Consider the following 22,768-nt stretch of genomic DNA (forward strand, 5'->3'; position numbering starts at 1 on the left):
GTGTCAGCAACCGATCCCTGAGGTGTCCCCCCGTGCCCCACCCTGCCGCCTCCGCCCCCGCGGACGAGCCGGCGCGCCCGAGGTTGGTGCTGGTCTCGGGGTCGGGGCGCAGCGGTACGAGCTCGCTCGCGGGCAGCCTGGCCCGGCTCGGCCTGCGCGTGCCCGGGCCACAGGTGCCGCCGTCGCAGACCAACCCGCGGGGCTTCTACGAGCCGCAGTGGGTGACCGCGTTCCACAAGGGCTACCTGCGCGAGGCGATCGTCTCCAACATCGACAGCCGACCCGAGGCGCCCGCACGGGTGGCCGAGGTGGTCGCCTCCGGCGAGGCGCACGCCCGCCTGCGGGAGTGGCTCTCGGGCCAGCTCGAGCACCCGATGCTGGTGGTGAAGGACCCGCACGCCTTCTGGTTCGCCGAGGTGTGGCGCGACGTCTGCGCCGAGCTCGGCGTCGACCTCAAGTGGCTGACCGCGGTGCGGCACCCGGCCGAGGTGGTCGGGTCGCGCGACCTCGCCTACCGCCAGGACACCCCCGAGCACGTCCGCCGGGCCAAGGAGACCTCCAACGTCGCCGGGTGGGTGCATGCGGCGCTGCTCACCGAGCAGGTCGGTCGGACTGCCGGGCCGCACGGCCGGGCGTTCGTTCGGTACGACGACCTGCTCGACGACTGGCGCACCGCGCTGGTGCCGGTGCAGGAGCAGCTCGCCCTGCCCTTCACCGCCCGCCTGGCCAGCCGTGAGCGTCACCCGGTCGACGACTTCCTCACCCCGCAGCTGCGCCACTCGCAGCTGACCTGGGACGACCTCTCCACCCCCGACTGGCTGCGCGAGATGGCCGAGGAGGTGTGGGAGCTGCTCGGCCGCCTGGTCGCCGAGCCCGCCGACCCGGTGGTGCTGGCCCGGCTCGACGAGATCCACGCCGACTACGACGCCCGCTACGCCGAGGCCGTCGCGCTGACCTTCGACCACACCGAGGCCGCACGGCAGGCGCGAGCACGCGTCGTACGCGCGCAGATGCGGGAGCGGATCGCCGTCGTGCGCGCCGACCTGCGCCGGACGCGGGCTGAGCTGCAGTACGCCCGTGGTCGCGAGGGCAGCCCGCGGGCGCTGGGTGGGTGGATCGGGCGCAAGTGGCGTTCGCTGCTCCACTAGAGTGCGGGGCGGTGGGCTGGTCCCACCGTTCCCCGGTTGGTCTGCCGGCAGGGCCCGCCTGACTTTGAATCAGGACTAGCGACGTAGGTTCGACTCCTACCCGGGGAGCAAACGCGCAACTGGTCGATGGATGTCGATCAGGAGGCGTGGATCTGCATCCATCGACCAGTTCGTACGGTCGGCCGTCAGGCGCTGGGTCTCAGGCGCTCAGCCGCTCCCCGCTCGCGGTGTCGAAGACCGCGACCTGCCCCGGCGTCGGCACCAGGCGTACGGTCTCGCCCTTCGTCAGCTTCATCCGGCCGGGCACCCGCGCGACGACCTGGTGCAGCACGGTCTCGGCGCCGGTCGCGGCGGGCGTCGCGTAGAGGTAGGCGTCGGCGCCCAGCTCCTCGCTGACCGTCACCGTGACCGGGTAGCCGGGCTCGCCGTCGGCGGCCAGGCGCCAGGCCTCGGGGCGTACACCGATGGTCACCTCGCCCGAGGCCCTCGCGATGGTCTCGCGCTCGACCGCGAACTCGAAGCCGTCGACCTCGACACCGGTGGCGGTGGGGCGGCCCGACATCAGGTTCATCGCGGGGGAGCCGATGAAGCTGGCGACGAAGAGGTTGGCCGGGCGGTCGTAGAGCGCGAGCGGGGTGTCGACCTGTTGGAGCACGCCGTCCTTCATCACCGCGACCCGGTCACCCATCGTCATCGCCTCCACCTGGTCGTGGGTGACGTAGACGGTGGTGGTGCCGAGGCGCTGCTGGAGCGCTGCGATCTGGGTGCGGGTGGCGACGCGCAGCTTGGCGTCGAGGTTGGAGAGCGGCTCGTCCATGCAGAAGACGCGGGGCTGGCGCACGATCGCCCGCCCCATCGCGACGCGCTGGCGCTGGCCTCCCGACAGGGAGCGCGGTTTGCGGTCGAGGTGCTCGGTGAGGTCGAGCATCTCTGCCGCCTCGGCCACCCGCTGCGTGCGCTCGGCCTTGGGGACGCCGGCGAGCTTGAGCGCGAAGGCCATGTTGTCGCCGACGCTCATGTGCGGGTAGAGCGCGTAGCTCTGGAAGACCATGGCGATGTCGCGGTCCTTCGGCGGCACGTCGTTGACGACCTGGCCGTCGATCCGCACCTCGCCGGAGGTCACCTCCTCGAGCCCCGCGAGCATCCGCAGGGAGGTCGACTTGCCACAGCCGGACGGACCGACGAGCACCATGAACTCGCCGTCGCCGACCTCCAGGCTGAAGTCGTCGACGGCCGGCCGCGGGCTGCCGGGGTAGACCCGCTGCGCGTGGTCGAAGGTCACTGTTGCCATGGTGTTCGCCTCTGGTTCTTGGTAGCGCTTCCACACCTTTCTCACGGCGGTGCGGTCGCTGCGGTTCTCGCATACTTGCAGGCCGCAGCGGGAGGAAGCAAGGACTTCTTGACACGGATTGTGATCCCTGTCACGGTGAGAACGTAACAGGAGTGGAAGCGCTCTCACGCCGTTCGACCTCAAGGTCCACGACGAGTGCCTCCGCGTCAGTGGCCCGTCCGGGCCCGGAGCCCAGGGAGAGAACGTGCGTACAAGGACCAATGGACGGGGCAGGCGCCTGCGCCCCGTCGCTGCTGCCACCACGGCGGCGCTGCTGGCACTGACCGTCGTCGGCTGCTCGTCTGACGACTCGGCCGACGACGGCACGGTGGAGCTCACCATCGCCACCTTCAACGAGTTCGGCTACGAGGAGCTCATCAAGGAGTGGAACGCCGACAACCCCGACATCCAGGTGAAGCAGAAGAAGGTCGGCACTTGGGACGATGCCAAGGAGAACCTCTTCACCAAGCTCGCCAGCGGCTCGGGGCTCAGCGACATCGAGGCCATCGAGGGTGACGCGATGCCGGCGATCCTGGCCGAGTCCGACGCCTTCGTCGACCTCACCGACCCCGAGCTGGAGGGCCGCTGGCTCGACTGGAAGGCCGAGGCCGCCACCAACGCCGACGGCCAGATGATCGGCTACGGCACCGACGCCGGCCCCGAGGGCATCTGCTACCGCGCCGACCTCTTCAAGAAGGCCGGCATGCCGACCGACCGCGCCGAGGTCGCCAAGCGCTGGAAGACATGGGACGACTACTTCGCCGACGGCAAGGAGTTCATCTCCAAGGTGAAGGGCACCGCCTGGTACGACTCCAGCCAGGGCACCGCGCAGGCGATGCTCAACCAGGTCGAGAACCCCTTTGAGCAGGACGACAACACCATCGACGTCGAGAACCCCGAGCTCGCCGAGGTCTGGAAGGCCGTCACCGGCAACGTCGACCTCTCCACCCGGCTCTCGCAGTGGGGTGACGACTGGGTCGCCTCCTTCCAGAACGACGGCTTCGCCACGATGGCGTGCCCCGGCTGGATGCTCGGCGTGGTCTCGGGCAACGCCGAGGGCGTCGAGGGATGGGACTTCGCCGACGTCTTCCCCGGCGGCGGTGGCAACTGGGGCGGCTCGTTCCTGACGGTCCCCGCCCAGAGCGACCACCCCGAGGAGGCCAAGGAGTTCGCGGCGTGGATCACCGCGCCCGAGCAGCAGGTCCGCGCCTTCGAGGCGATCGGTGCCTTCCCGAGCCAGGTCGACGCGCTCGACGCCCCCGAGGTGCTCGAGGCGAGCAACGAGTTCTTCAACGACGCCCCGGTCGGCGAGATCCTCTCCAACCGCGCCGAGGCGATCACGGTCCAGCCCTACAAGGGCCCGAAGTACTCCGACATCCTCCAGGCCTTCCAGGCCGCGGTGACCCGCGTCGACGACGGCTCCACCAGCGCCGACAAGTCGTGGCAGACCTTCCTGGCCGACGTCGAGCGGTTGGGCTGACCCACCTCCCATGACCACCCACCCCAGCGCTGGCGCCCTTCGGACCGAGGACACCCCCGTGCCCCTCGGCCCGGAGGGCGCCGCGCCCGTACGCCCGACCTGGCGCCAGCGGCTCAACCGCGCCGACGCCAAGTACTCCGGCTACCTCTACGTCGCGCCGTTCTTCGTCGTCTTCGCCGTGGTCGGGCTCTTCCCGCTGGCCTACACGGCGTACGTGTCGGTGCACGAGTGGAGCCTGATCGGCGGCAAGGGGGAGTTCGTCGGCCTCGAGAACTACCGCGAGGTGCTCGACAACCCCTACTTCCTCAAGTCGCTGGTCAACACCTTCAGCATTTTCCTGCTCTCCTCGGTGCCGCAGGTCCTGATCGCGCTGGTGCTGGCCGGCCTGCTCAACAGCGGCCTGCGCGGCGCGACCTTCTGGCGGATGAGCATCCTGGTGCCGTTCGTGGTGGCTCCGGTCGCGGTGGCGATCATCTTCGGCAACCTCTTCGGTGACCGCTACGGGCTGGTCAACGAGGTGCTGGGGCTGGTCGGGATCGACCCGATCCGGTGGCACGTCGACCGGTTCGCCAGCCACGTCGCGATCGCGACGATGGTCAACTGGCGCTGGACCGGCTACAACGCACTGATCCTGCTCGCGGCCATGCAGGCCGTGCCCAAGGAGCTCTACGAGTCGGCGGCGCTCGACGGCGCCGGCCGGGTGCGGCAGTTCCTCTCGATCACCGTGCCGATGATCCGACCGACCATGATCTTCGTGGTGGTCACCTCCACGATCGGTGGCCTGCAGATCTTCGCCGAGCCCCGGCTCTTCGACGACACGATGGGGCAACGGCGGCAGCGACCGGCAGTTCAGCACCGTGACCATGCTCGTGTACGACTTCGGCTGGCGCCTGCGCGACCTCGGCGCCGCCTCGGCGACGGCCTGGATGCTCTTCCTGGTCATCGTCGTGGTCGCCGTCGTCAACTTCACCCTCACCCGGCGGCTCTCCGGGGTCGGGGGCCGACGATGACGCGCCGCCCGGGCTTCCTGGTCTACGGCCTGCTGGCCGCCTTCGTCCTCGGCTCGACCTTCCCGCTCTACTGGTCGTTCCTCTCCGGCTCCCGTACGCAGGCCGAGATGTCCGGTGGTGACCCGCCGCTGCTGCCCGGCGGGCACTTCCTCGACAACGCGGCCCGCGTGCTCGACACGGTCCCGTTCTGGAAGGCGATGGGCAACAGCCTGCTCGTCTCCGGGGTCACCGCCACGTCGGTCGTCTTCTTCTGCACGCTGGCCGGCTTCGCCTTCGCCAAGTTCAGCTTCCGCGGTCGCACGCCGCTGCTCGTCTTCGTGATCGCGACCATGGCGGTGCCGACCCAGCTCGGCGTGGTGCCGCTCTTCATCCTGATGGCCAAGCTCGGCTGGGCCGGCACGACCTGGTCGGTGATGGTGCCGTGGCTGGTGACGGCCTTCGGCGTCTTCTTCATGCGCCAGTACCTGGTCGACGCCGTGCCCGACGAGCTCGTCGAGGCCGCCCGGATGGACGGCTGCTCGAGCTTCCGGACCTTCCTCAGCGTCGGGCTGCCCGCCGCCCGGCCGGCCGCCGCGATCCTCTGGCTCTTCACCTTCATGCAGGTGTGGACCGACTTCTTCTGGCCGCTGATCGCGCTCAACTCCGACAACCCGACCCTCCAGATCGCCCTCAACCAGTTGCAGAGCGGGTACTTCAAGGACTACAGCCTCGTGCTCGCCGGCACGACGCTCGCCAGCATCCCGCTCCTCGTCCTGTTCGCCTTCACCGGACGCCAGTTCGTGTCCGGCATCATGCAAGGAGCGGTCAAGGGATGACCTCCACCCAGCAGACCAGCCAGCAGACCAGCCAGCAGACCAGCCAGACCGATCAGCAGGCCAGCCGCACGGGCGCCGAGACCCGCCGCTTCCCCGAGGGGTTCTGGTTCGGGGCGGCCACCGCGTCGTACCAGATCGAGGGGGCCGTGACCGCCGACGGCCGCACGCCGTCGATCTGGGACACCTTCTGCCGCGTACCGGGCGCCGTCGCCTCCGGCGACACCGGCGACGAGGCCTGCCAGCACTACCTGCGGATGCCTGACGACGTCCGGCTCATGAAGGACCTGGGGCTCGACTCCTACCGCTTCTCGATCGCCTGGCCGCGCGTGCGTCCCGACGGGGGAGCGCCCCACCAGGCGGGCCTCGACTTCTACCGGCGCCTCGTCGACGAGCTGCTCGAGGCCCAGATCACGCCGTGGGTGACGCTCTACCACTGGGACCTGCCCCAGGCGCTCGAGGACGCCGGCGGCTGGCTGGCGCGCGACACCGCGCACCGGTTCGTCGACTACGCGCTCACGACGTACGAGGCCCTGGGTGACCGGGTGCCGGTGTGGACGACGCTCAACGAGCCGTGGTGCTCGGCCTTCCTGGGCTATACCTCCGGCGAGCACGCGCCGGGACGGCAGGAGGGGGCCGCCGGCCTCGTCGCCGCGCACCACCTGATGCTCGCGCACGGCCAGGCGACGGAGGCGCTGCGGGCGACCGGCACGAGCTCCGACCTCGGGATCACCCTCAACTTCACCGTCGCCGACCCGGCCGACCCCGGTTCGGCGGCCGACGTCGACGCCGCGCGCCGGATCGACGGGCTGCACAACCGGCTCTTCCTCGAGCCGGTCCTGCGCGGGGCCTACCCGGCCGACGTGCTGGCCGACACCGAGGCGCTCACCTTCGAGGGGCGCGGCTGGCAGGAGGTCATCCGCGACGGCGACCTGGAGCGCATCCACCAGCCGCTCGACCTGCTCGGGGTCAACTACTACGAGGGCCAGGCTGTCTCCGCGACCCCGTCGGCCGACGGCGGCGGGCCGCGACCCGGCCCGGGCGGGCGACCGGTGCACAGCCCGTTCCCGGGGTGCGAGTCGTTCTCAACCGTCGACCGTGGGCTGCCGCGTACCGACATGGGCTGGACCGTGCAGCCGGAGGGACTGACCCGGCTGCTCGTCCGGCTCCAGGAGTACGGCCTGCCGCTGCACGTCACCGAGAACGGCGCCGCCTACGACGACGAGGTGGTCGACGGCCGGGTCGACGACTCCGGGCGCACGTCCTTCCTCGAGCAGCACCTGGCAGCCGTGCTCGACGCGGTGGACGCCGGGGCGGACGTACGCGGCTTCTTCTACTGGTCGCTCCTCGACAACTTCGAGTGGGCGCACGGTTATCGCCGGCGCTTCGGCATCGTGCACGTCGACTACGACACCCAGGTGCGCACGCCCAAGGCCAGCGCCTTGCGCTACGCCGAGATCGCGCGGCGCCGGAGCCTGCCGTGAGCAACGCCGGGTGCCGCCGGCGGGGTGTCGTAGCGTGAGCCGCGTGAGGAGCGCGCCCGAGTCCGTCGACCCGCGCGGGGCCGTCACCCTGGACCAGGTGGCGAGCGCGGCCGGTGTCTCCCGCGCCACGGCGTCTCGGGCCATCAACGGCGGCAACCGGGTCTCCCCGGCTGCGCGGAGCGCGGTCGAGACGGCCGTGCGTGAGCTCGGCTACCGCCCCAACCTGGCCGCCCGCAGCCTGGTCACGCGTCGTACCGACTCGATCGCCGTCGTCGTGCCCGAGCCCGACGAGCGGGTCTTCGCCGACCCCTTCTTCGCCCGCACGCTCAGCGCGGTCAACCGGGTGCTCGCCGAGAAGGACCTCCAGCTGGTGCTGCTGCTCGCGCGCCCCGGGCGGGACGACGACCGGCTGCTGCGCTACCTCGGCAACAGCCACGTCGACGGCGTGCTCGTCGTCTCGCACCACCGCTCCGACGGCCTCTCGGACCGGCTGGCCGCGCTGCAGCTGCACGCCGCGTTCGTGGGGCGGCCCTGGACCCATGCGGACAAGCTCTCCTTCGTCGACACCGACAACGTCGAGGGTGGCCGGCTCGCCACCCAGGTGCTGCTCGAGCGGGGTTGCTCGCGCATCGGCACCGTCTCAGGTCCCGCCGACATGACGGCCAGCCTCGACCGGCTCGAGGGGTGGCGCAGTGCGATGAGGGAGGCCGGCCAGCCGCTCGACGTCGTCGAGCAGGGCGACTTCACCGAGGAGGGCGGGGCGCGGGCCACGCGGGCGCTGCTCGAGCGCCACGGTGACCTCGACGGCCTCTTCGTCGCCTCCGACCTGATGGCCGCCGGCGCGCTGCGGGTGCTCGCCGAGGCCGGGCGACGGGTGCCCGACGACGTGGCGGTGGTCGGCTACGACGACCTTGGCGTCGCGGAGCGTACGACGCCCCCGCTGACCACGGTCTCCAACCCGACCGGTGAGCTGGCGACGCGCGCCACCCGGATGCTGCTGGAGTCGTTGGCCGGTGGGGAGCCGGCCACGCCGATGCGGTTGATCGTCACCCCGACGCTCGTACGCCGCGCCAGCGCGTAGCGGCGGTCCTCACTCGTGGCGGAAGGTCGCGACCAGCTCCTGCAGCTGGGACGACATCCGCGACAGGTCGGCCACGGCGCCGTGCAGCTGCTGCACGCTCTCGGTGGTGTCGCGGGAGGCGCCGGCGACCCGGTCGACGGTCCGTGCGATCTCGGTGGATCCCGTGGCGGCGTCGGAGACGTTGCGGTTCATCTCGCGGGTGGTGAGCGTCTGCTCCTCGACCGCGGCCGCGATGGTGATCTGCGAGCTGTTGATGCGCGCGACGATCGTGCCGATCTCGCTGATCGCGTCGGCCGCACCGGAGGCGTCGGACTGGATGGCGCTGACCCGCTGGGTGATCTCCTCGGTGGCCCGGGCCGTCTCCTGGGCGAGCTCCTTGACTTCGTTGGCGACGACGGCGAAGCCCTTGCCGGCCTCGCCGGCACGGGCGGCCTCGATGGTCGCGTTGAGGGCCAGCAGGTTGGTCTGCTCGGCGATCGAGGTGATGACCTTGACGACCTGGCCGATCTCCTGCGACGAGACACCGAGCTTGGCGACCGTCACCCCGGTCGCCTCGGCGGCGTGCACGGCCTCGGTGGCCACGTCCGCGGCGTCGCTGGCGTTGCGGGCGATCTCCTGGATCGAGGCGCCCATCTGCTCCGACCCGGCCGCGACGGTCTGGACGTTCTGCGAGACGGCGTCGGCAGCGGCGCTGGCCGTCTGGGCCTCGGCCGAGGTCTGCACGGCGGAGGACGAGATCGAGTCGGAGGTCGCGGCGATCTCCTCGGCGGCCGAGGCCACCGTGGTCGCCGAGGCGGCCATGGTGGAGACGATGCCGCGCAGCGCGCCCATCGTGGTGTCGAACGACTGCGCCAGCTGACCGATCTCGTCACGACGCTCGATCCCGGGGGAGGCGGTGAGGTCGCCACCGGCGACGGCGTCGAGGGCGGTGACGAGGCGGTCGACCGGGCGGACGATGGAGCGCGCGACGGCGCGGCCCATGGCCACGGCGGCCAGCAGCGCGAGGAGCGCGGCGACCACGACGCGGCGTTGGGCCTGGGCGGCGACCGAGTCGGCGTGCGCGGCCAGGTCGGCGGTGCGCTGGTCGACCGAGCTGGCCAGCGCCTCGGTGCTGTCGAGGAGCGCGGACCACGCCGCGTCGAGCTCACCCTCGTTGAGGGCCGTGAACGCCGCGCGCATCGCCCGGGGCGTGGTGGCCCGGCCGAGCTGCTCGGTCCAGTCGTCGGAGACGGCGAAGAAGGTCTCCCACTCACCCTCGATCCGGTCGAGCAGGACCCGCTCCTCCTCGCTCAGGGCGTCCACGTCGAACTCCGCCAGGAGCTCGGCCACCTGGTCACGCACCTCGCGCAGGCCGACGACGTTGTAGGCGTCCGGCGCGGTGGCCGCGGCGGGGCTGGTCGTCGTGGCCTCCGCGAAGATGAAGCACTGCCACCCGTTCGCGTCGGTGTCGAGGTAGCGCAGCTCGATCACGTCGTCGCGCATCGCCGCCAGGCGCTGCTGGTCGTCGGCCACCTCCGACTGCTTCTGCACGGCCAACCCACCCGTGCCGGCCACGACGGCGAGCAGGAGGCAGAGGGCGCCGAAGGCGGCGGCGAGCCGTCGTCCGATCGACATGTCGCAGAACAGTGTGCGCATGGAGGTGCCTCGCTGTCGGGAAGTCCGCCGCGGGAGCGGGAAGGTGGAGCTGACCCGCGTCCCATCGGCGCTCCCGCGGTCGACCTGAGTGCTTCGCGGTCGGGCCGCGTGGGACGCCTCGACGGCGCCTGCCACCTTGTCGGCGACCGGGTCTAGGGTTGGCGGTCATGGAGAACGTCACCGTCATCGTCCTGGCCGCTGGGGGCGGCACCCGGATGAAGTCAAAGACCATGAAGGTCCTTCACCCGGTTGCCGGCCGTTCCATGATCGGCCACGTCCTTCGCGCCGTGCAGGCCGTCGAGCCCGAGCGCGTCGTCGCCGTGGTCGGCCACCAGCGCGAGCAGGTCGGCCCGCACATCACCGAGCTGCTGCCCGGCGCCCTGCTGGCCGTGCAGGAGACCCAGGACGGCACCGGCCACGCGGTCCGCGTCGCCGTCGAGGCGGCGGCTGCCGGTCCCGTACGCGGCACGGTGCTGGTCTCCGCCGGTGACACCCCGCTGCTGCGCGGCGAGAGCCTGCGCGAGTTCGTCGAGGAGCACGCCGCCTCCGGCCGCGCCGTCTCCGTGCTGACCGGTCGGGTCGCCAACCCGTTCGGCTACGGCCGCATCGTGCGGGACGCCGACGGCGGCGTCGCCGCGATCGTGGAGGAGAAGGACGCCACCGACGAACAGCGACGGATCGACGAGATCAACTCCGGGATCCTGGCCTTCGACGCCGACTTCCTGCTGGGCGCCCTGCCGCGCCTGACCAACGACAACGCCAACGGCGAGTACTACCTCACCGACACCGTCAAGATCGCCCGCCAGGACGGCCTGTCCGTGGGTGCCCACATGGTCGACGACGTCTCACAGACCGAGGGCGCCAACGACCGCGCCCAGCTGGCCGAGCTGCACCGCCAGCTCAACGCCCGCACCGTCACCGCCTGGATGAAGGCCGGCGTCACCGTCATGGACCCGGCCACCACGTGGATCGACGACGACGTCGTGCTCGAGCGGGACGTCACCATCCTTCCGAACACCCAGCTGCTGGGCGCCACGGTCGTCCGTGAGGACGCGGTCGTCGGCCCCGACACCACGCTCAAGGACTGCGAGGTGGGCGAGGGTGCCCGCGTCGTGCGTACGCACGCCGAGCTCGCCGTCGTCGGCGACGGCGCCACCGTCGGCCCCTTCTCCTACCTGCGGCCCGGCACGCAGGTCGGCGCGACCGGCAAGGTCGGCGCCTTCGTCGAGACGAAGAACGCCGTGCTCGGCGAGGGGGCCAAGGTGCCGCACCTCTCCTACGTCGGCGACGCGACGATCGGGGAGGGCACCAACATCGGCGCCGGTACGATCTTCGCCAACTACGACGGGGTCAACAAGCACCACACCGTCGTCGGCAAGCACGCCCGCACCGGCTCCAACAACACCTTCGTGGCGCCGGTGACGATCGGCGACGGCGCCGCCACCGGGGGCGGCACCGTGGTGCGCCAGGACGTCCCGCCGGGAGCCCTGGTCGTGCCCGGCGCGACGCAGCGCGTCATCGAGGACTGGGTGCTCGAGCGCCGCGAGGGCACCGCCCAGGCCGACGCCGCCCGCTCCGCCCGCTCCGAGTCCACGGACTGAGGCCACCCGCGGTGCGCTCGGTGTGGCGTGCGCGACTTCCGGGGGCGTCCTGCGTCGCCCCGGCTTGGGGTCGAGCCACGACGTGGTGAACACTTGGCGAAGGTTGTCTGTGCGTCATCGGCCGAGGAGCTGCCAACGTGAGCGGAATGAAGCGAACCCCCGAGAAGAACCTCATGGTCTTCAGCGGCCGGGCCCACCCCGAGCTGGCCAACGAGATCGGTGACATGCTCGGCAGCGGCCTGGTCCCGCAGTCGGCCTACGCGTTCGCCAACGGCGAGCTCTACGTGCGCTTCGAGGAGTCGGTGCGTGGCTCCGACGCCTTCGTGATCCAGTCCCACACCGCTCCGATCAACGAGTGGCTGATGGAGCACCTGATCATGGTCGACGCCCTCAAGCGCGCCTCCGCCAAGCGGATCACCGTGGTGATGCCCTTCTACGGCTACGGTCGTCAGGACAAGAAGCACCGCGGTCGCGAGCCGATCTCGGCCCGTCTGATCGCCGACCTCTTCAAGACCGCCGGCGCCGACCGCCTGATCACGGTCGACCTGCACGCCGACCAGATCCAGGGCTTCTTCGACGGCCCCGTCGACCACCTGATGGCGCTGCCGATCCTGGCCGACTACGTCAAGGAGAAGTACGGCGCCAAGCAGCTCGCCGTCGTCTCGCCCGACGCCGGCCGGATCAAGGTCGCCGAGCGCTGGTCGGCCCGCCTCGGCGGCGTCCCGCTGGCCTTCATCCACAAGACCCGTCGCACCGACCGCCCCAACGAGGTGGCCGCCAACCGCGTCGTCGGTGACGTCGAGGGCCGCATCTGCGTGCTGACCGACGACATGATCGACACCGGCGGCACCATCGTGAAGGCCGCGGAGGCCTGCATGGACGCCGGCGCGGCGGGGGTGGTCATCGCCGCCACCCACGCGATCCTCTCCGACCCCGCCGTCGACCGCCTGAAGAACTCCCCGGCCGTCGAGGTGATCGTCACCAACACGTTGCCGATCCCCGAGGACAAGCAGTTCGACAAGCTGACCACGCTCTCGATCGCCCCGCTCATCTCGCGCGCGATCCGCGAGGTCTTCGAGGACGGCTCGGTCACGTCGATGTTCGACGGCCACGCCTGACCCTCCCACGGTGCCACGGCGGGAGCCCCCGACGCCTCGGCGTCGGGGGCTCCTTGCTGCTCGGGCCGGAAGCTGCCTCAGCCGGCGTCGAGCAGGGTGTTGACGTGGGCGGCGACCGTCTCCAGGACCGCCACCGCCTGCTCGTCGTTGCGGCGCACCAGCCAGTCGAAGGTCAGCCCGTCGATCACGACCGCCAGGTAGCGCGAGACCTCCTCCAGCGCCGGCGACTCGCTCGCGCCGGGGACGTTGGTGCGCAGGTGCCCGGCGATGACGCCGGCGTAGTGGTCGTACTGCGTACGCCCCACCTCCGCGAGCTCGGGGTCGCGCAGGCAGTGCTGGGCGACCTCGTAGGTGAGCTGGTGCTCGTCCGGGTGGGCGGTGACGTGGGCCCAGTAGGCCATCAGGCTCGTGTGCAGCGGGTCGCTGCCGGGCTCGACCGTGTGCAGCGCCTCGCGCGCCATCGCCGCGGTCCGGTTGACGAGCGTACGCACGACGTCCTCCAGCAGCGCCCGCTTCGAGTCGAAGCAGTAGTGGAAGACGCTGAGCGAGGCCCCCGCCTCGGCGACGATCGCGCGGGTCGTCGCCCTGCGCACGCCCTCCCTGGTCATCACCGCGATCGCGGCGTCGACGAGCTGGGCGCGGCGGTCCTCGACGGGCATACGGGCCATTGCCTCACCGTACCGCGAAGGTCGGGGAGGTTCCGCTGACGGGCCGCACCGTGCCGAGCAGCGACCTGGCGTCGCCGAAGTAGCGGATCCGGTAGGAGCCGGCCGGGGTCCCGCGCGGCACGTCCCAGGTGATGGTGATCCGCGAGGCGCTGATCCCGTCACGCCTCCACCGGAACCGGGTCTCCCAGTCGCCGTCGTCGGCGACGCGCTGCCACGAGGCCCCGACCTTGCGCTCGACGGTCAGGTAGGTGCTGCCGTGCCGCAGGTGGTTGTTGGGGTGGGCGCCGGAGAACTCCACCTGCACGCGCTGCCGACGTCGTACGCCGCGGACGGCGCCGTGAGCACGTCACCGAACTTCTTGAACAGGTGCGGGTCGTCGACCACCACCTTGCCCTGCAACGACGGGACCTGGCCGGCCGAGCGGTCGCGCTCCTTGGCGCCGAGCGGGGAGTGGTCCCCGCCTTCATGTGCGCGGCCAGGCCGTGCACGGTCTGCACGAAGGCGGGAAGCTCGTAGCGCCCGAAGAGTGTGCTGGCGCCCTCGTACTCGCCGGCGTCGTACTCCTCGGGGGTGGTCACGTAGTGCGCGTAGGCGTTGGTGTAGCCCTGCACCAGGACCTTGTCGATGCCGACGCCCATCACCTCGGCCACCGCTCGCCGCAGCCGCAGGCCGGAGACGATGGTGACCTCGGCGGGCATGCCCACGACGTACAGGTCGCCGATGCGGACCAGCTGCACCGGCAGCTTCTGCTGGACCAGGTCGAGGGCGCCGACCGGCAGCAGCACCTCCTTCGGCGCCTGGCAGGCCTTGAGGCTGGGGGAGGCGGTGTAGAGCGCGTCGGCGACCACCTTGACCAACGGGTTGCCGCCGTCCTTGCCCTCCTTGAAGATCGGCAGGCCACCGCCGCCGTCCTCGGTGCTTCCAGCCGCGAAGGCGGCGCCGAAGGCCGCCGGGCAGGTGCGGTGGTCCTGGCCGTCGGGGGTGAACTGGCCGTCGACCAGGGTGTCGGCGAGGTCGACGTGGACCAGGCGTGAGTCGACGCCCCCGACCAGGCGCCGGGTGGGGGAGGTGAGGGAGCGCTGGGCGGCGCCCACCATCCGCGTGCCGATGATCCGGGTGTTCTCGAACTGGTCGGAGGTCGGTCCGGTGCCGGGGCGCAGGTCGAGGTTGGGCGACATGTCGCCGGAGTTGGTCTGCGCGAAGGAGGCGACGAAGTCGGGGTCGGCCGAGTCGTCGAGGTAGTCGACCCCCTCGTGCTCGTGCTCCCACAGGTAGCCGGCGTAGCCCTTGTTGTCGGGGCTGACGAGCTGGTTGTCCGTGCTCATGGAGGTGGCGTGCACGGCGAACCAGTTGAGGACGCCGTCGAGCCTGCCGTCGCGCAGCACCTGCAGGGTGGTCGAGGCGGTGTCGGTGCCGCCGGCGGAGAACTGGGCGCGGTCGGCGGCGGGGTTGCGGTCGTACGCCCGCTTCGAGCGGTTGGCGCTGGCGTTGCCGAGCTGCGTGGTCGCCACGCGCAGGTCGGCCGGCGCGAGGTCGGCCTCGGCGCGCTCGGCGGCAGCGACGATCCCGTCGACGGTCGCCCGGAAGGTCTTGTCGTGGTAGCCCAGCGTGGTGATGTTGTAGAGGTTGTGGTGGCTGAAGCCCCCCGGCCCGGCGTGGGTGTGGGTGGCCGTGAGCATCACGTTGGCCTCGCGGTAGCGGTCGCCGAAGCGAGCCGTCAGCCGCGCCAGCACGGCGTCGCGCACGCTCTGGAAGATCATCCCGACGTCGGCGTTGACGTGCAGGACCCGGCGGTCGGTGGCGCGGTCGACGATGACGAAGGCGCGCGCCCGCTGACGCATGTGGAGGCCGTTGGAGGTCTGGCCGAGGTCGGCGTAGCCCATCATCCCGGCCTCGGCGGGCTCGCCGGTGACGTCGGCGATGCCGCGCCCGACCAGATAGGGCTGGGCCGCGACGCTGGCGGCGTTCGCGCTGGTCGCGCTGGTCGCGGGGCTCTGGAACGCTGCGACTGGGGCGGTGGCGGCGAGGACGAGCCCGCCGGTCAGGGCGACGGCGGCGGCTCGGAGCCTGCCGGTCCGGGGGGTACGGGCAGGGCGGGGGCGAGGGCTCACGGGGGACTCCTGGGTCGGCGTACGCCACACTCTGAGGCGTGGGTCACATCGATGGCAAGGGGTCTGGGACAAATGACCTGATCTTGGGGACGGTGCCCGGCTCCGGGATTTCGACATCCGGTCGGCCGCCCGCCTAGACTGCTCGGGTTGCCCCGGCGAGGGAGCTCGACTCCGTGATCGACGTGGCAGGTTCGCGACGCCGTGCCTGACCATGTCATGCGCGGCGTTTCTCGTCTCCGGGTGATCGACCAGACCGGCCGCGGACCTCGCGGTCACGCTGCGAGAAGCTGCCACCACACAGGAGAGTGACATGTCCGCTGAGAAGCTGAAGGCCGAGAAGCGCACCGAGTTCGGCAAGGGCGCCGCCCGCCGCCTCCGTGCCGCCGGCCAGATCCCCGCCGTCGTCTACGGCCACGGCAACGACCCGATCCACCTGGCCCTCCCCGGCCACGCCACGATGATGGCGCTGCGCCACGGTGGCGCCAACGCGCTGCTCGACCTCGACATCGACGGTGACCACCAGCTCACGCTGGCCAAGGAGGTCCAGGTCGACCCGATCCGTCGCGTCATCGAGCACGTCGACCTCATCGTCGTCGTCCGCGGCGAGAAGGTCGTCGTCGAGGTCCCCGTCCTCGTCGTCGGCGAGCCCGGCCCCGACGCCCTGGTCGTCACCGACTCCGCGACCGTCCAGGTCGAGGCCGAGGCCACCCACCTGCCCGAGCAGATCGAGGTCAGCGTCGAGGGTCTCGCCGCCGGCACCCAGATCCACGCCTCCGACCTCGAGCTGCCCCAGGGCGTCACCCTGGCCGGCGACGGCGACGTGCTGATCGTCAACGTCACCGCCCAGGTCACCGCCGAGGCCCTCGAGGCCGAGCTGGCCGAGTCGCCCGCCGGCCAGGCCGAGGCCGAGGCCCAGGCGACCGACGAGGCCGCCGGCGAGGCTGCTGCCGAGTGATCCCCCGGGCGTGACCACCTCGGTCCGCCCACCCGCCACGGCGCCGCAGGAGGTCCTCCTGCGGCGCCGTCGGCGTTCCTGCGCCGGGCGTCAGCCACGTCGGCCGGCGCGTGGTCGATACTGGTCCCCATGAGTTCTGAGGTGTGGCTTGTCGTCGGCCTGGGCAACCCCGGCCCGGAGTACGCCGGGCACCGGCACAACGTCGGCTACATGGTCAACGACGTGCTGGCCGAGCGGATGGGGTCCGGCTTCCGGGCGCACAAGACCGGCCGCGCCGACGTCGTCGAGGGACGCCTGGGCACCCCCGGCAATCCCGGCCCCCGGGTCGTGCTGGTGCGCCCCAAGAGCTACATGAACACCACGGGCGGCCCGGTCCAGGCCGTCGCGAAGTTCTACGGCGTGGAGCCCGACCACGTCATCGCCGTCCACGACGAGCTCGACATCGCGTTCGGCACGTTGCGGCTGAAGAAGGGCGGCGGCGACAACGGCCACAACGGGCTGCGGTCGATGCGCTCGTCCCTGGGCACCGGTGACTTCTACCGCGTACGCGCGGGCATCGGCCGTCCGCCCGGTCGCCAGGACGTCGCCGACTTCGTGCTCTCGAACTACTCGACGGTCGAGCGCAAGGAGCTCCCGATCCAGCTCGTCGAGGCCGCCGACGCGGTCGAGAGCCTGATCACCGAGGGCCTCGAGAAGGCGCAGTCACGCTTCAACTCCTGACCTTTACCCGATATCAGTGAGAGGTCCGAAAACAGTCACCCAATATCGGGCATGTGGCAGTAATCCCTCCCCTCTAGTGTCTTGAGACAGCAAGAGGGGTCGCGTCACGTTTGGCGGCGTGAGTGCGACATCAGGGTCATGGGGGACAGACGTGAGCATTCTCGAAGCGCGTGCACCCGTCACGTCGCGCGGGTTGGACCGCGCCCGGCGGACAGAGGGCGGCAAGCGCCAGGACAGGTCAGCAGCACACACCCGACGGCGTGACCGGTGGAAGGTCGAGCTGGTCCTCTCGGCCGTCGTCATGGCGCTCGTCGCCTGGGCGGTCCGGGCCACGGTCGACGTCGCGCTGACCATGGTCGCCGCCTCGCTGGTGGTCCGTCACTGGACAGGTCGGGCGCTGGTGCGTCCGGGGCTGCCGCGGGTCGGGGTCGTCGTGCGGGAGACCGCGACGCCGTTCTGCCTCGCGGCGGTGGTCGTCGCCACCGGACTGTGGAGCCGGGCCGACCTGGTCGCCGCCGGAGCCATCACCCTGGCCGGCGCAGCGGTGGCGCTCGTCGCGGTGGCCCAGCGTCGTCTCTTCCCCACCCCGCAACGGGTCGTGGTGGTCGGGTCGACCGTGGGTGTCGCCGAGGCGGCCACCCGCTGGGCACGCAGCCGGGAGGTCGACGTCGTGGGCAGTCTCGTCGTCGACGCCGATCGGCCCCACGTGCCGCGACCGCGCACGGGCCTGGTCGAGGGCTTCCTCGACCTGTCCAAGGAGATCGAGGCCGCCGAGCTCACCCGTGCCGACCCGGACATGGTCCTGGTCGTCCCCGGTCCGGGCATCGACGCCGAGTGCATCCGCCGCGTCGGGTGGGCCCTGGAGGGCACCCCCGCGTCGCTGGCGGTCCAGTCGCACCTCGACGGCATCGCGCCGCACCGCCTCGAGCACACCTCGTACGCCGGTGCCGGCCTCACGCACATCACCTCCAGCCGCCCCGCGCGCCTGCCGATGGCGGTGAAGTCGGTGCTCGACCGCGTGGTCGGTGCGCTGATCCTGGTCGCGGTCGCCCCGCTGCTGGGCGTGCTGATCCTGGCGATCCGGTCCACCTCCCAGGGGCCTGGCATCTTCCGGCAGATTCGCGTCGGCCAGGACGGCTCGCTCTTCGAGATGTACAAGCTGCGCACCATGGCGACCTCGGCCGAGGCCGACAAGGCGAGCCTGATGGCGGCCAACGAGGGGAGCGGCGTCCTCTTCAAGATGACCGCCGACCCGCGGGTCACCCCGTTGGGCCGGGTGCTGAGGAAGTTCTCGCTCGACGAGCTGCCCCAGCTGGTCAACGTGGTCAAGGGCGAGATGTCGCTGGTCGGCCCCCGCCCGGCGCTGCCGGAGGAGGTCGCGCAGTACACCTCGCTGCAGCGTCGTCGGCTCGTCGCCAAGCCCGGCCTCACCGGTCTGTGGCAGGTGTCGGGTCGCTCCGACCTCAGTGGCGAGGACACGATCCGCCTCGACAACCACTACACAGAGAACTGGCGCCTCACCGACGACGTCGCCATCCTCGCCCGCACCGTCAACGCGGTGCTCGGCTCCAAGGGAGCCTACTGACCCGATCTGGCCCTGGTCCGGCCCAGATCCGTTGCCGCAAGGCCGGCGCCCCGCGAGCGGGACGCCGGTCTTGTGGTGTCTCAGACGCCGCGACCGAACTTGTGCAGCGTGTTCAGCACCCGCGCCGGCGTGACGACCCGGGCGGCCACGAGGGCAGCGACGTACGCCCGCCACTGCGTCGGGTCCTGGCGCACGGCCTTGCCCGCCCAGGAGAGCGCGGCGCGGCGGTCCGGGCGGCTGGCCTCGCCGAAGGCGATCTGGCCGTAGACACGGCCGACCCCCTTGCGGTCGGCGACGATCTCGGGGTGCTGGGCCATCATCCAGTGCAGCGAGGAGACCTTGGTGTCCCAGGTGCGGGTGAAGAAGGACGCCGCACCCCACGAGACCACGATGAGCGGCTCGTCGACGTGCACGATGTCGCCCTGCTTCACCGACCGGAGGAGGAGGTCCCAGTCCTCGTTCTGGCTGCCCGGCACCTCCTCGTCGACCAGCCCGATCCGGTCGAGCAGCGCCTGACGGTCGAAGAGCAGCGCGGAGGAGTGGAGCATCGACATCCGCGAGCGGGTGAGGTGGGCCAGGGTGATGCGCTCGGTCCCGGCGAGGCGCGGCGTGCGCTGGCCCTCGAAGTCGACCTCCATCGCGGTGGTGACCAGGTGCGGGGTGCGCCCCGTGCGGGCCCGCTCCGCGGCGATCGCCTCAAGCTGGCGGCGCAGCTTGGCGGGCTTCCACCAGTCGTCGTCGTCGCAGAAGGCGACGAGCTCGCCGCGGGAGGCGAGGATGCCGGAGTTGCGCGCGCCGGCGAGCCCGGGCGTACGAGTGTTGCGCACGATCCGCACCGAGCGCCCCGGTGCCTCGCGCAGCAGGGACTCCTCGGGGTCGGACTGGTCGAAGACCACGACCACCTCGACGTCGCCGGGGTGGTCCTGGGCGAAGACGGCGTCGATCGCGCGGCGCACCAGCTCGGGCCGGTCGCGGGTGGGGATGACGACGGAGACCAACGGGTGACTCATCGACTCCTCCGGACGAGGCGCCTGGCCGCGGTTGGGCCCCCTGCCGTTCGCTCCACGTCATTCGAGCGATGGGGCGGCGCGCGCTGCTTATCATAGGGGGCGTGGCGGGGTCTGCCCGAGGATCTCGCACCACATGACTGGGGGACGTCTGTGAGCAGCAGCAACGCGCCGGCAGGATCGGTGGACCTGTCCTACTACGGCCAGGTCATCCGGCGCCGTTGGAAGCTGGCCGTGCTCGGACTGCTCGTGGGCATCCTGGCCGCGGTGGCGCTGCTGCAGGTCCAGCCGCAGCGCGCCACGTCGTCTCGGTCAACGTGAACCCCATCACCGACAACGCCTTCAGCAGCTCGCGGCCCGCCTCCGACCTGCTCGTCCCGGAGACCGAGCAGGCGATGGCGCGCTCCACCACGGTGGTCCGCAACGTCGCCGAGCTCTCCGACGGCGACCTCACGGCCGCCCAGGTGCGGGCCAACATGGTGGCGACGCTGCTGCCCGACAGCACCGTGGTGCGCATCGACTACACCGCGTCCACGCCCCGGGAGTCGGCCGACGGGGCCGTGCTCGTCGCCAAGGAGTACCTCACCTACCGCTCGGCCGTGGCCGAGGAGCGCATCGACCAGGCGGTGCAGCAGCTGGAGAAGCGGCGCAAGCCTCTGGAGGCGAGCCTGGTCGACGCCAACCGGGCGGTCTCGGCGGCCCAGACCGGGGCTGACCGGGCGGCAGCCGAGGCGCGCCTCCAGTCCGTCACCGCCGACCTCACCTCGGTCAACAGCCAGATCAACCAGCTGCGGGCGATCAGCACGAGCGGCGGCACGATCATCAGCGAGCCCGACCCCCAGCGCGCCGTGGTCTCGCCGGACCGGGCCGCCATCCTGGTCGCCGGAGTGCTGGGTGGGCTGCTGCTCGGGCTCGTGCTCCCGTTCATGGGCAACGCCTTCGACCGCCGCGTCCGCAGCGCCCACGACGTGGCGCGGGCCGGCGGCGGTGGGGTCGTGGCCACCCTCGACCAGCCCCGCGCCGTGGTGCCTCCGGGCGACGAGGACGCCGACGAGATCCGCGCGCTGCGCGAGCGGCTGCTGGCCGTGGTGGTCGCCGAGCGTCCGGTGCTCGTGGTCGCCGACGTGGGTCCTGCCGACCACCTGCCGTCGGACGTCGCCACCAACCTCGCGGTCCTCATCGCCGACTCCGGCAAGGCCACGACGCTGCTGCTGCCGAACTACCCCGACGAGTCGCTGGCCCAGGTGGTCAGCGCCCTCGGCCTGGTGGAGGGCGGTACGCCCAGGGGGCGCGCTGGTTCCACAGCCGGGTGGTCGCCTCGCTGGTGGTCGCCGTCCCGGCGCCCGACACCGACCGCGTGTCGGCCGCCGACATCGTCGCTGGCCTCCTCCAGGACACCGCCCGCCGCAGCGCCGTCACCGTGGTGGGCCTGGCGCCGGGCAGCCACTCGATCCGGCTGACCGCCGCCCGCCTGGCCCACCAGGTCGTGCTGAGCGTCGCCAAGATGTCCACGCGTGCCGAGGATCTGAACGGCGTCGTCACCGAGCTGGGAGCGGTCGGGGCGCCCGTCCACGGCAGCGTCCTGGTCCACTCGAAGCGCGTGCTGAGCGCCGACGTCTCGCTGCTGCGTACGCCCACGTCGGACGTCGTCCCCGTGGCAGCCGCGCAGCCGGCGGAAGAGGTTCCGGAGGTCGCCACCGAAGGTGCAACCGACCCGGGCCACGAGCAGCACCGGGCTCCCGGGGCCCACGCCGACGAAGGTGGCCACTTCAACCCCTTCACCTCGTGGTTCGCCCGCGGGGACCACGCGGAGCACGGGGAGCACAAGGAGACCTCTGCGCCCGTCGAGGTGGAGTCGGACGTCGCCAGCAATCACGTCGCCAGTCACGACTCCCCGGTGGCAGAGGCTGCCGAGAGCGAGCCCGTCCAGCGCGAAGCTGTCGAAGACGAAGCTGCCGAGGACGACGCTGTCGAGTCGGAGGCTGCCGAGGCGGTGGATGCCGGGGCGGAGACCGACGGCGCCGCGGCCGACGAGGGCGAGGTCGAGCAGGACCAGGAGTCCGAGGCCGACGGCCCCGTGGACGAGGAGCTGGTGGACGAGGAGCTGGTGGACGAGGACCCGTCAGAGGCGGACCCGTCGGCAGCCGGCGTCGCCGACGACGGCCCCTCGCCGGACTGGTTCGGTCCGCCGTCAGCAGTTGGGCCGGGTGGCCGGCCGTTGCGCGGCGACCACCCATGAGTCGCCGTCGCGGACCAGGGTGAGCACGTTCCTGGTCCGCGGCTTCGGCGACCTGCTGTTGGGGACCTCGTCGCCGTTGCGGTCGACGATCCTGATGGCGGAGTTGTCCACGCAGGCCCGGACGACGACGGTGTCGGGATCCTTGGTGGCCCGCACGACTTCCTGGTCGACCACGGTGGCCTCGCCCTCGACGCGCCAGCCGTTCTCCTCGTACTCCGTGAGGGTGTTGACCAGCTCGGCCAGCGCCGCACCGGTGATGCCCTCGAACTCCTCGGGGTCGTCGGTGTCGGCCCTCGACGGGTCCCCGAGCGCGTCGGTCAGCGCCTCGTAGTAGTCGGTGCTCCCTTCGCCGACGGCCTTCACCGTCGCTGCCGGGAGGGTGCCGGGGTCAACCTTGCTGCCCGTTGCCGTGGGGGCTGCCGTGGGGGAGGGCGTCGCGGAAGCCGAGGCCTTCGGCGCCGGGTCGTCCGCGGCCTCCTCGTCGGAGCCCGAGCACCCGGTCAGCGCGAGCCCCAGGGCCAGTCCGACGGCCAGCGCCGACACGGTCTGCAGGCGGGCGCCTCGGCCCGGACGAGCAGGGAGCAACACCCTCATACGACAACCCCGTTCACTGTTGCTGACACGTCCGGCACCTCGCCGTCCCGACCGTTCGGGACCCGGACCGGGCCAGCGTCGCACGGGTCCGGTTGTTGCGCGAGGCGCTCGTGGAACAAAGCCTTACCGAATACTCGGCAAATGCAACTCCGTCCCGGCTTTTCGTCGGAGCCCGCCCATAGCATCGCAA

Annotated in this window: 20 protein-coding genes and 1 tRNA gene; 14 read left to right on the plus strand and 7 right to left on the minus strand. The window is 71.6% G+C overall.

Going from position 1 to position 22,768, the window contains the following annotated elements; all coding sequences use genetic code 11:
* The first annotated feature begins 32 nt into the window (after positions 1–32).
* The gene (locus tag E2C04_RS03770) at positions 33–1,148 is read left to right on the plus strand and encodes a hypothetical protein (RefSeq protein WP_135831600.1); all 1,116 of its coding nucleotides are present in this window, start codon (positions 33–35) and stop codon (positions 1,146–1,148) included.
* A 29-nt stretch (positions 1,149–1,177) separates the two neighbouring features.
* Positions 1,178–1,256: transfer RNA gene (locus E2C04_RS03775), tRNA-Gln, on the plus strand.
* Positions 1,257–1,347: 91 nt separating this feature from the next.
* Here the strand turns inward: E2C04_RS03775 and E2C04_RS03780 are convergent.
* The gene (locus tag E2C04_RS03780; RefSeq protein WP_135831601.1) at positions 1,348–2,439 is read right to left on the minus strand and encodes an ABC transporter ATP-binding protein; all 1,092 of its coding nucleotides are present in this window, start codon (positions 2,437–2,439) and stop codon (positions 1,348–1,350) included.
* Between the two features lie 244 nt (positions 2,440–2,683).
* Here E2C04_RS03780 and E2C04_RS03785 point away from each other — a divergent pair, with 244 nt between their 5' ends.
* The 4 genes from E2C04_RS03785 to E2C04_RS03805 are packed head-to-tail and all read left to right on the plus strand — an operon-like array spanning position 2,684 to position 8,345.
* Positions 2,684–3,958, plus strand: coding sequence for an ABC transporter substrate-binding protein (locus E2C04_RS03785; RefSeq protein ID WP_202977885.1), 1,275 nt, complete (start codon positions 2,684–2,686; stop codon positions 3,956–3,958).
* Positions 3,959–3,968: 10 nt separating this feature from the next.
* On the plus strand, positions 3,969–5,783 hold the full coding sequence (locus E2C04_RS19215; protein ID WP_238694415.1) for an ABC transporter permease: 1,815 nt from the start codon (positions 3,969–3,971) through the stop codon (positions 5,781–5,783).
* A complete protein-coding gene (locus E2C04_RS03800) occupies positions 5,780–7,264 on the plus strand; it encodes a glycoside hydrolase family 1 protein (RefSeq protein ID WP_135831603.1) in 1,485 nt (494 codons plus the stop codon). The genes E2C04_RS19215 and E2C04_RS03800 overlap by 4 nt, the downstream gene beginning before the upstream one ends.
* A gap of 43 nt (positions 7,265–7,307) precedes the next feature.
* Positions 7,308–8,345 (plus strand): LacI family DNA-binding transcriptional regulator, encoded by a 1,038-nt coding sequence (locus E2C04_RS03805; RefSeq protein ID WP_202977886.1) that lies wholly within the window; start codon positions 7,308–7,310, stop codon positions 8,343–8,345.
* Positions 8,346–8,354: 9 nt separating this feature from the next.
* Here E2C04_RS03805 and E2C04_RS03810 read toward each other — a convergent pair whose 3' ends face one another.
* A complete protein-coding gene (locus tag E2C04_RS03810; protein WP_135831604.1) occupies positions 8,355–9,980 on the minus strand; it encodes a HAMP domain-containing methyl-accepting chemotaxis protein in 1,626 nt (541 codons plus the stop codon).
* 167 nt (positions 9,981–10,147) lie between these two features.
* Here E2C04_RS03810 and glmU point away from each other — a divergent pair, with 167 nt between their 5' ends.
* Both glmU and E2C04_RS03820 read left to right on the plus strand, forming a co-directional pair.
* Positions 10,148–11,581 (plus strand): bifunctional UDP-N-acetylglucosamine diphosphorylase/glucosamine-1-phosphate N-acetyltransferase GlmU, encoded by a 1,434-nt coding sequence (gene glmU / locus E2C04_RS03815; RefSeq protein ID WP_135831605.1) that lies wholly within the window; start codon positions 10,148–10,150, stop codon positions 11,579–11,581.
* 146 nt (positions 11,582–11,727) lie between these two features.
* A complete protein-coding gene (locus E2C04_RS03820; protein ID WP_135831606.1) occupies positions 11,728–12,699 on the plus strand; it encodes a ribose-phosphate diphosphokinase in 972 nt (323 codons plus the stop codon).
* Positions 12,700–12,776: 77 nt separating this feature from the next.
* Here E2C04_RS03820 and E2C04_RS03825 read toward each other — a convergent pair whose 3' ends face one another.
* The 3 genes from E2C04_RS03825 to E2C04_RS03830 are packed head-to-tail and all read right to left on the minus strand — an operon-like array spanning position 12,777 to position 15,478.
* Positions 12,777–13,367, minus strand: coding sequence for a TetR/AcrR family transcriptional regulator (locus tag E2C04_RS03825; protein ID WP_135831607.1), 591 nt, complete (start codon positions 13,365–13,367; stop codon positions 12,777–12,779).
* A gap of 4 nt (positions 13,368–13,371) precedes the next feature.
* Complete coding sequence (locus E2C04_RS19220; RefSeq protein ID WP_238694550.1) at positions 13,372–13,632, minus strand: neutral/alkaline non-lysosomal ceramidase C-terminal domain-containing protein; 261 nt, start codon at positions 13,630–13,632, stop codon at positions 13,372–13,374.
* Positions 13,526–15,478 (minus strand): neutral/alkaline non-lysosomal ceramidase N-terminal domain-containing protein, encoded by a 1,953-nt coding sequence (locus tag E2C04_RS03830; RefSeq protein WP_202977887.1) that lies wholly within the window; start codon positions 15,476–15,478, stop codon positions 13,526–13,528. The genes E2C04_RS19220 and E2C04_RS03830 overlap by 107 nt, the downstream gene beginning before the upstream one ends.
* A 310-nt stretch (positions 15,479–15,788) precedes the next feature.
* Between E2C04_RS03830 and E2C04_RS03835 the strand changes: the two genes are divergently transcribed.
* The 3 genes from E2C04_RS03835 to E2C04_RS03845 all read left to right on the plus strand — a co-directional run bounded on the left by E2C04_RS03835 (position 15,789) and on the right by E2C04_RS03845 (position 18,738).
* Positions 15,789–16,433, plus strand: coding sequence for a 50S ribosomal protein L25/general stress protein Ctc (locus E2C04_RS03835; RefSeq protein WP_135831608.1), 645 nt, complete (start codon positions 15,789–15,791; stop codon positions 16,431–16,433).
* A 129-nt stretch (positions 16,434–16,562) separates the two neighbouring features.
* Entirely contained in the window at positions 16,563–17,153 is a 591-nt protein-coding gene (pth, locus tag E2C04_RS03840; protein ID WP_135831609.1) for an aminoacyl-tRNA hydrolase, read from the plus strand.
* 151 nt (positions 17,154–17,304) lie between these two features.
* The gene (locus tag E2C04_RS03845) at positions 17,305–18,738 is read left to right on the plus strand and encodes a sugar transferase (RefSeq protein WP_202977888.1); all 1,434 of its coding nucleotides are present in this window, start codon (positions 17,305–17,307) and stop codon (positions 18,736–18,738) included.
* A gap of 80 nt (positions 18,739–18,818) precedes the next feature.
* On the opposite strand, the gene E2C04_RS03850 is transcribed toward E2C04_RS03845, so the two are convergent.
* Entirely contained in the window at positions 18,819–19,748 is a 930-nt protein-coding gene (locus E2C04_RS03850) for a glycosyltransferase family 2 protein (protein WP_135831610.1), read from the minus strand.
* A gap of 150 nt (positions 19,749–19,898) precedes the next feature.
* On the opposite strand from E2C04_RS03850, the gene E2C04_RS17610 reads away from it, so the two are divergent.
* From E2C04_RS17610 to E2C04_RS03860, 3 genes are read left to right on the plus strand one after another with little or no spacing between them, the layout of a single operon-like run.
* Positions 19,899–20,066: a hypothetical protein gene (locus E2C04_RS17610; RefSeq protein ID WP_158630582.1), complete on the plus strand. Its 168-nt coding sequence runs from the start codon at positions 19,899–19,901 to the stop codon at positions 20,064–20,066.
* The gene (locus E2C04_RS03855) at positions 20,063–21,205 is read left to right on the plus strand and encodes a GumC domain-containing protein (RefSeq protein ID WP_135831611.1); all 1,143 of its coding nucleotides are present in this window, start codon (positions 20,063–20,065) and stop codon (positions 21,203–21,205) included. Before E2C04_RS17610 ends, E2C04_RS03855 begins: the two co-directional genes overlap by 4 nt.
* On the plus strand, positions 21,103–21,984 hold the full coding sequence (locus E2C04_RS03860) for an ICP22 family protein (RefSeq protein ID WP_135831612.1): 882 nt from the start codon (positions 21,103–21,105) through the stop codon (positions 21,982–21,984). Before E2C04_RS03855 ends, E2C04_RS03860 begins: the two co-directional genes overlap by 103 nt.
* Here the strand turns inward: E2C04_RS03860 and E2C04_RS03865 are convergent.
* On the minus strand, positions 21,937–22,578 hold the full coding sequence (locus tag E2C04_RS03865; protein ID WP_135831613.1) for an RAD23 family protein: 642 nt from the start codon (positions 22,576–22,578) through the stop codon (positions 21,937–21,939). The two genes, E2C04_RS03860 and E2C04_RS03865, sit on opposite strands and share 48 nt — an antisense overlap.
* Positions 22,579–22,768 lie beyond the last annotated feature (190 nt).

The sequence above is a fragment of the Nocardioides daphniae genome (genome assembly GCF_004777465.1).
Lineage (GTDB): Bacteria > Actinomycetota > Actinomycetes > Propionibacteriales > Nocardioidaceae > Nocardioides > Nocardioides daphniae.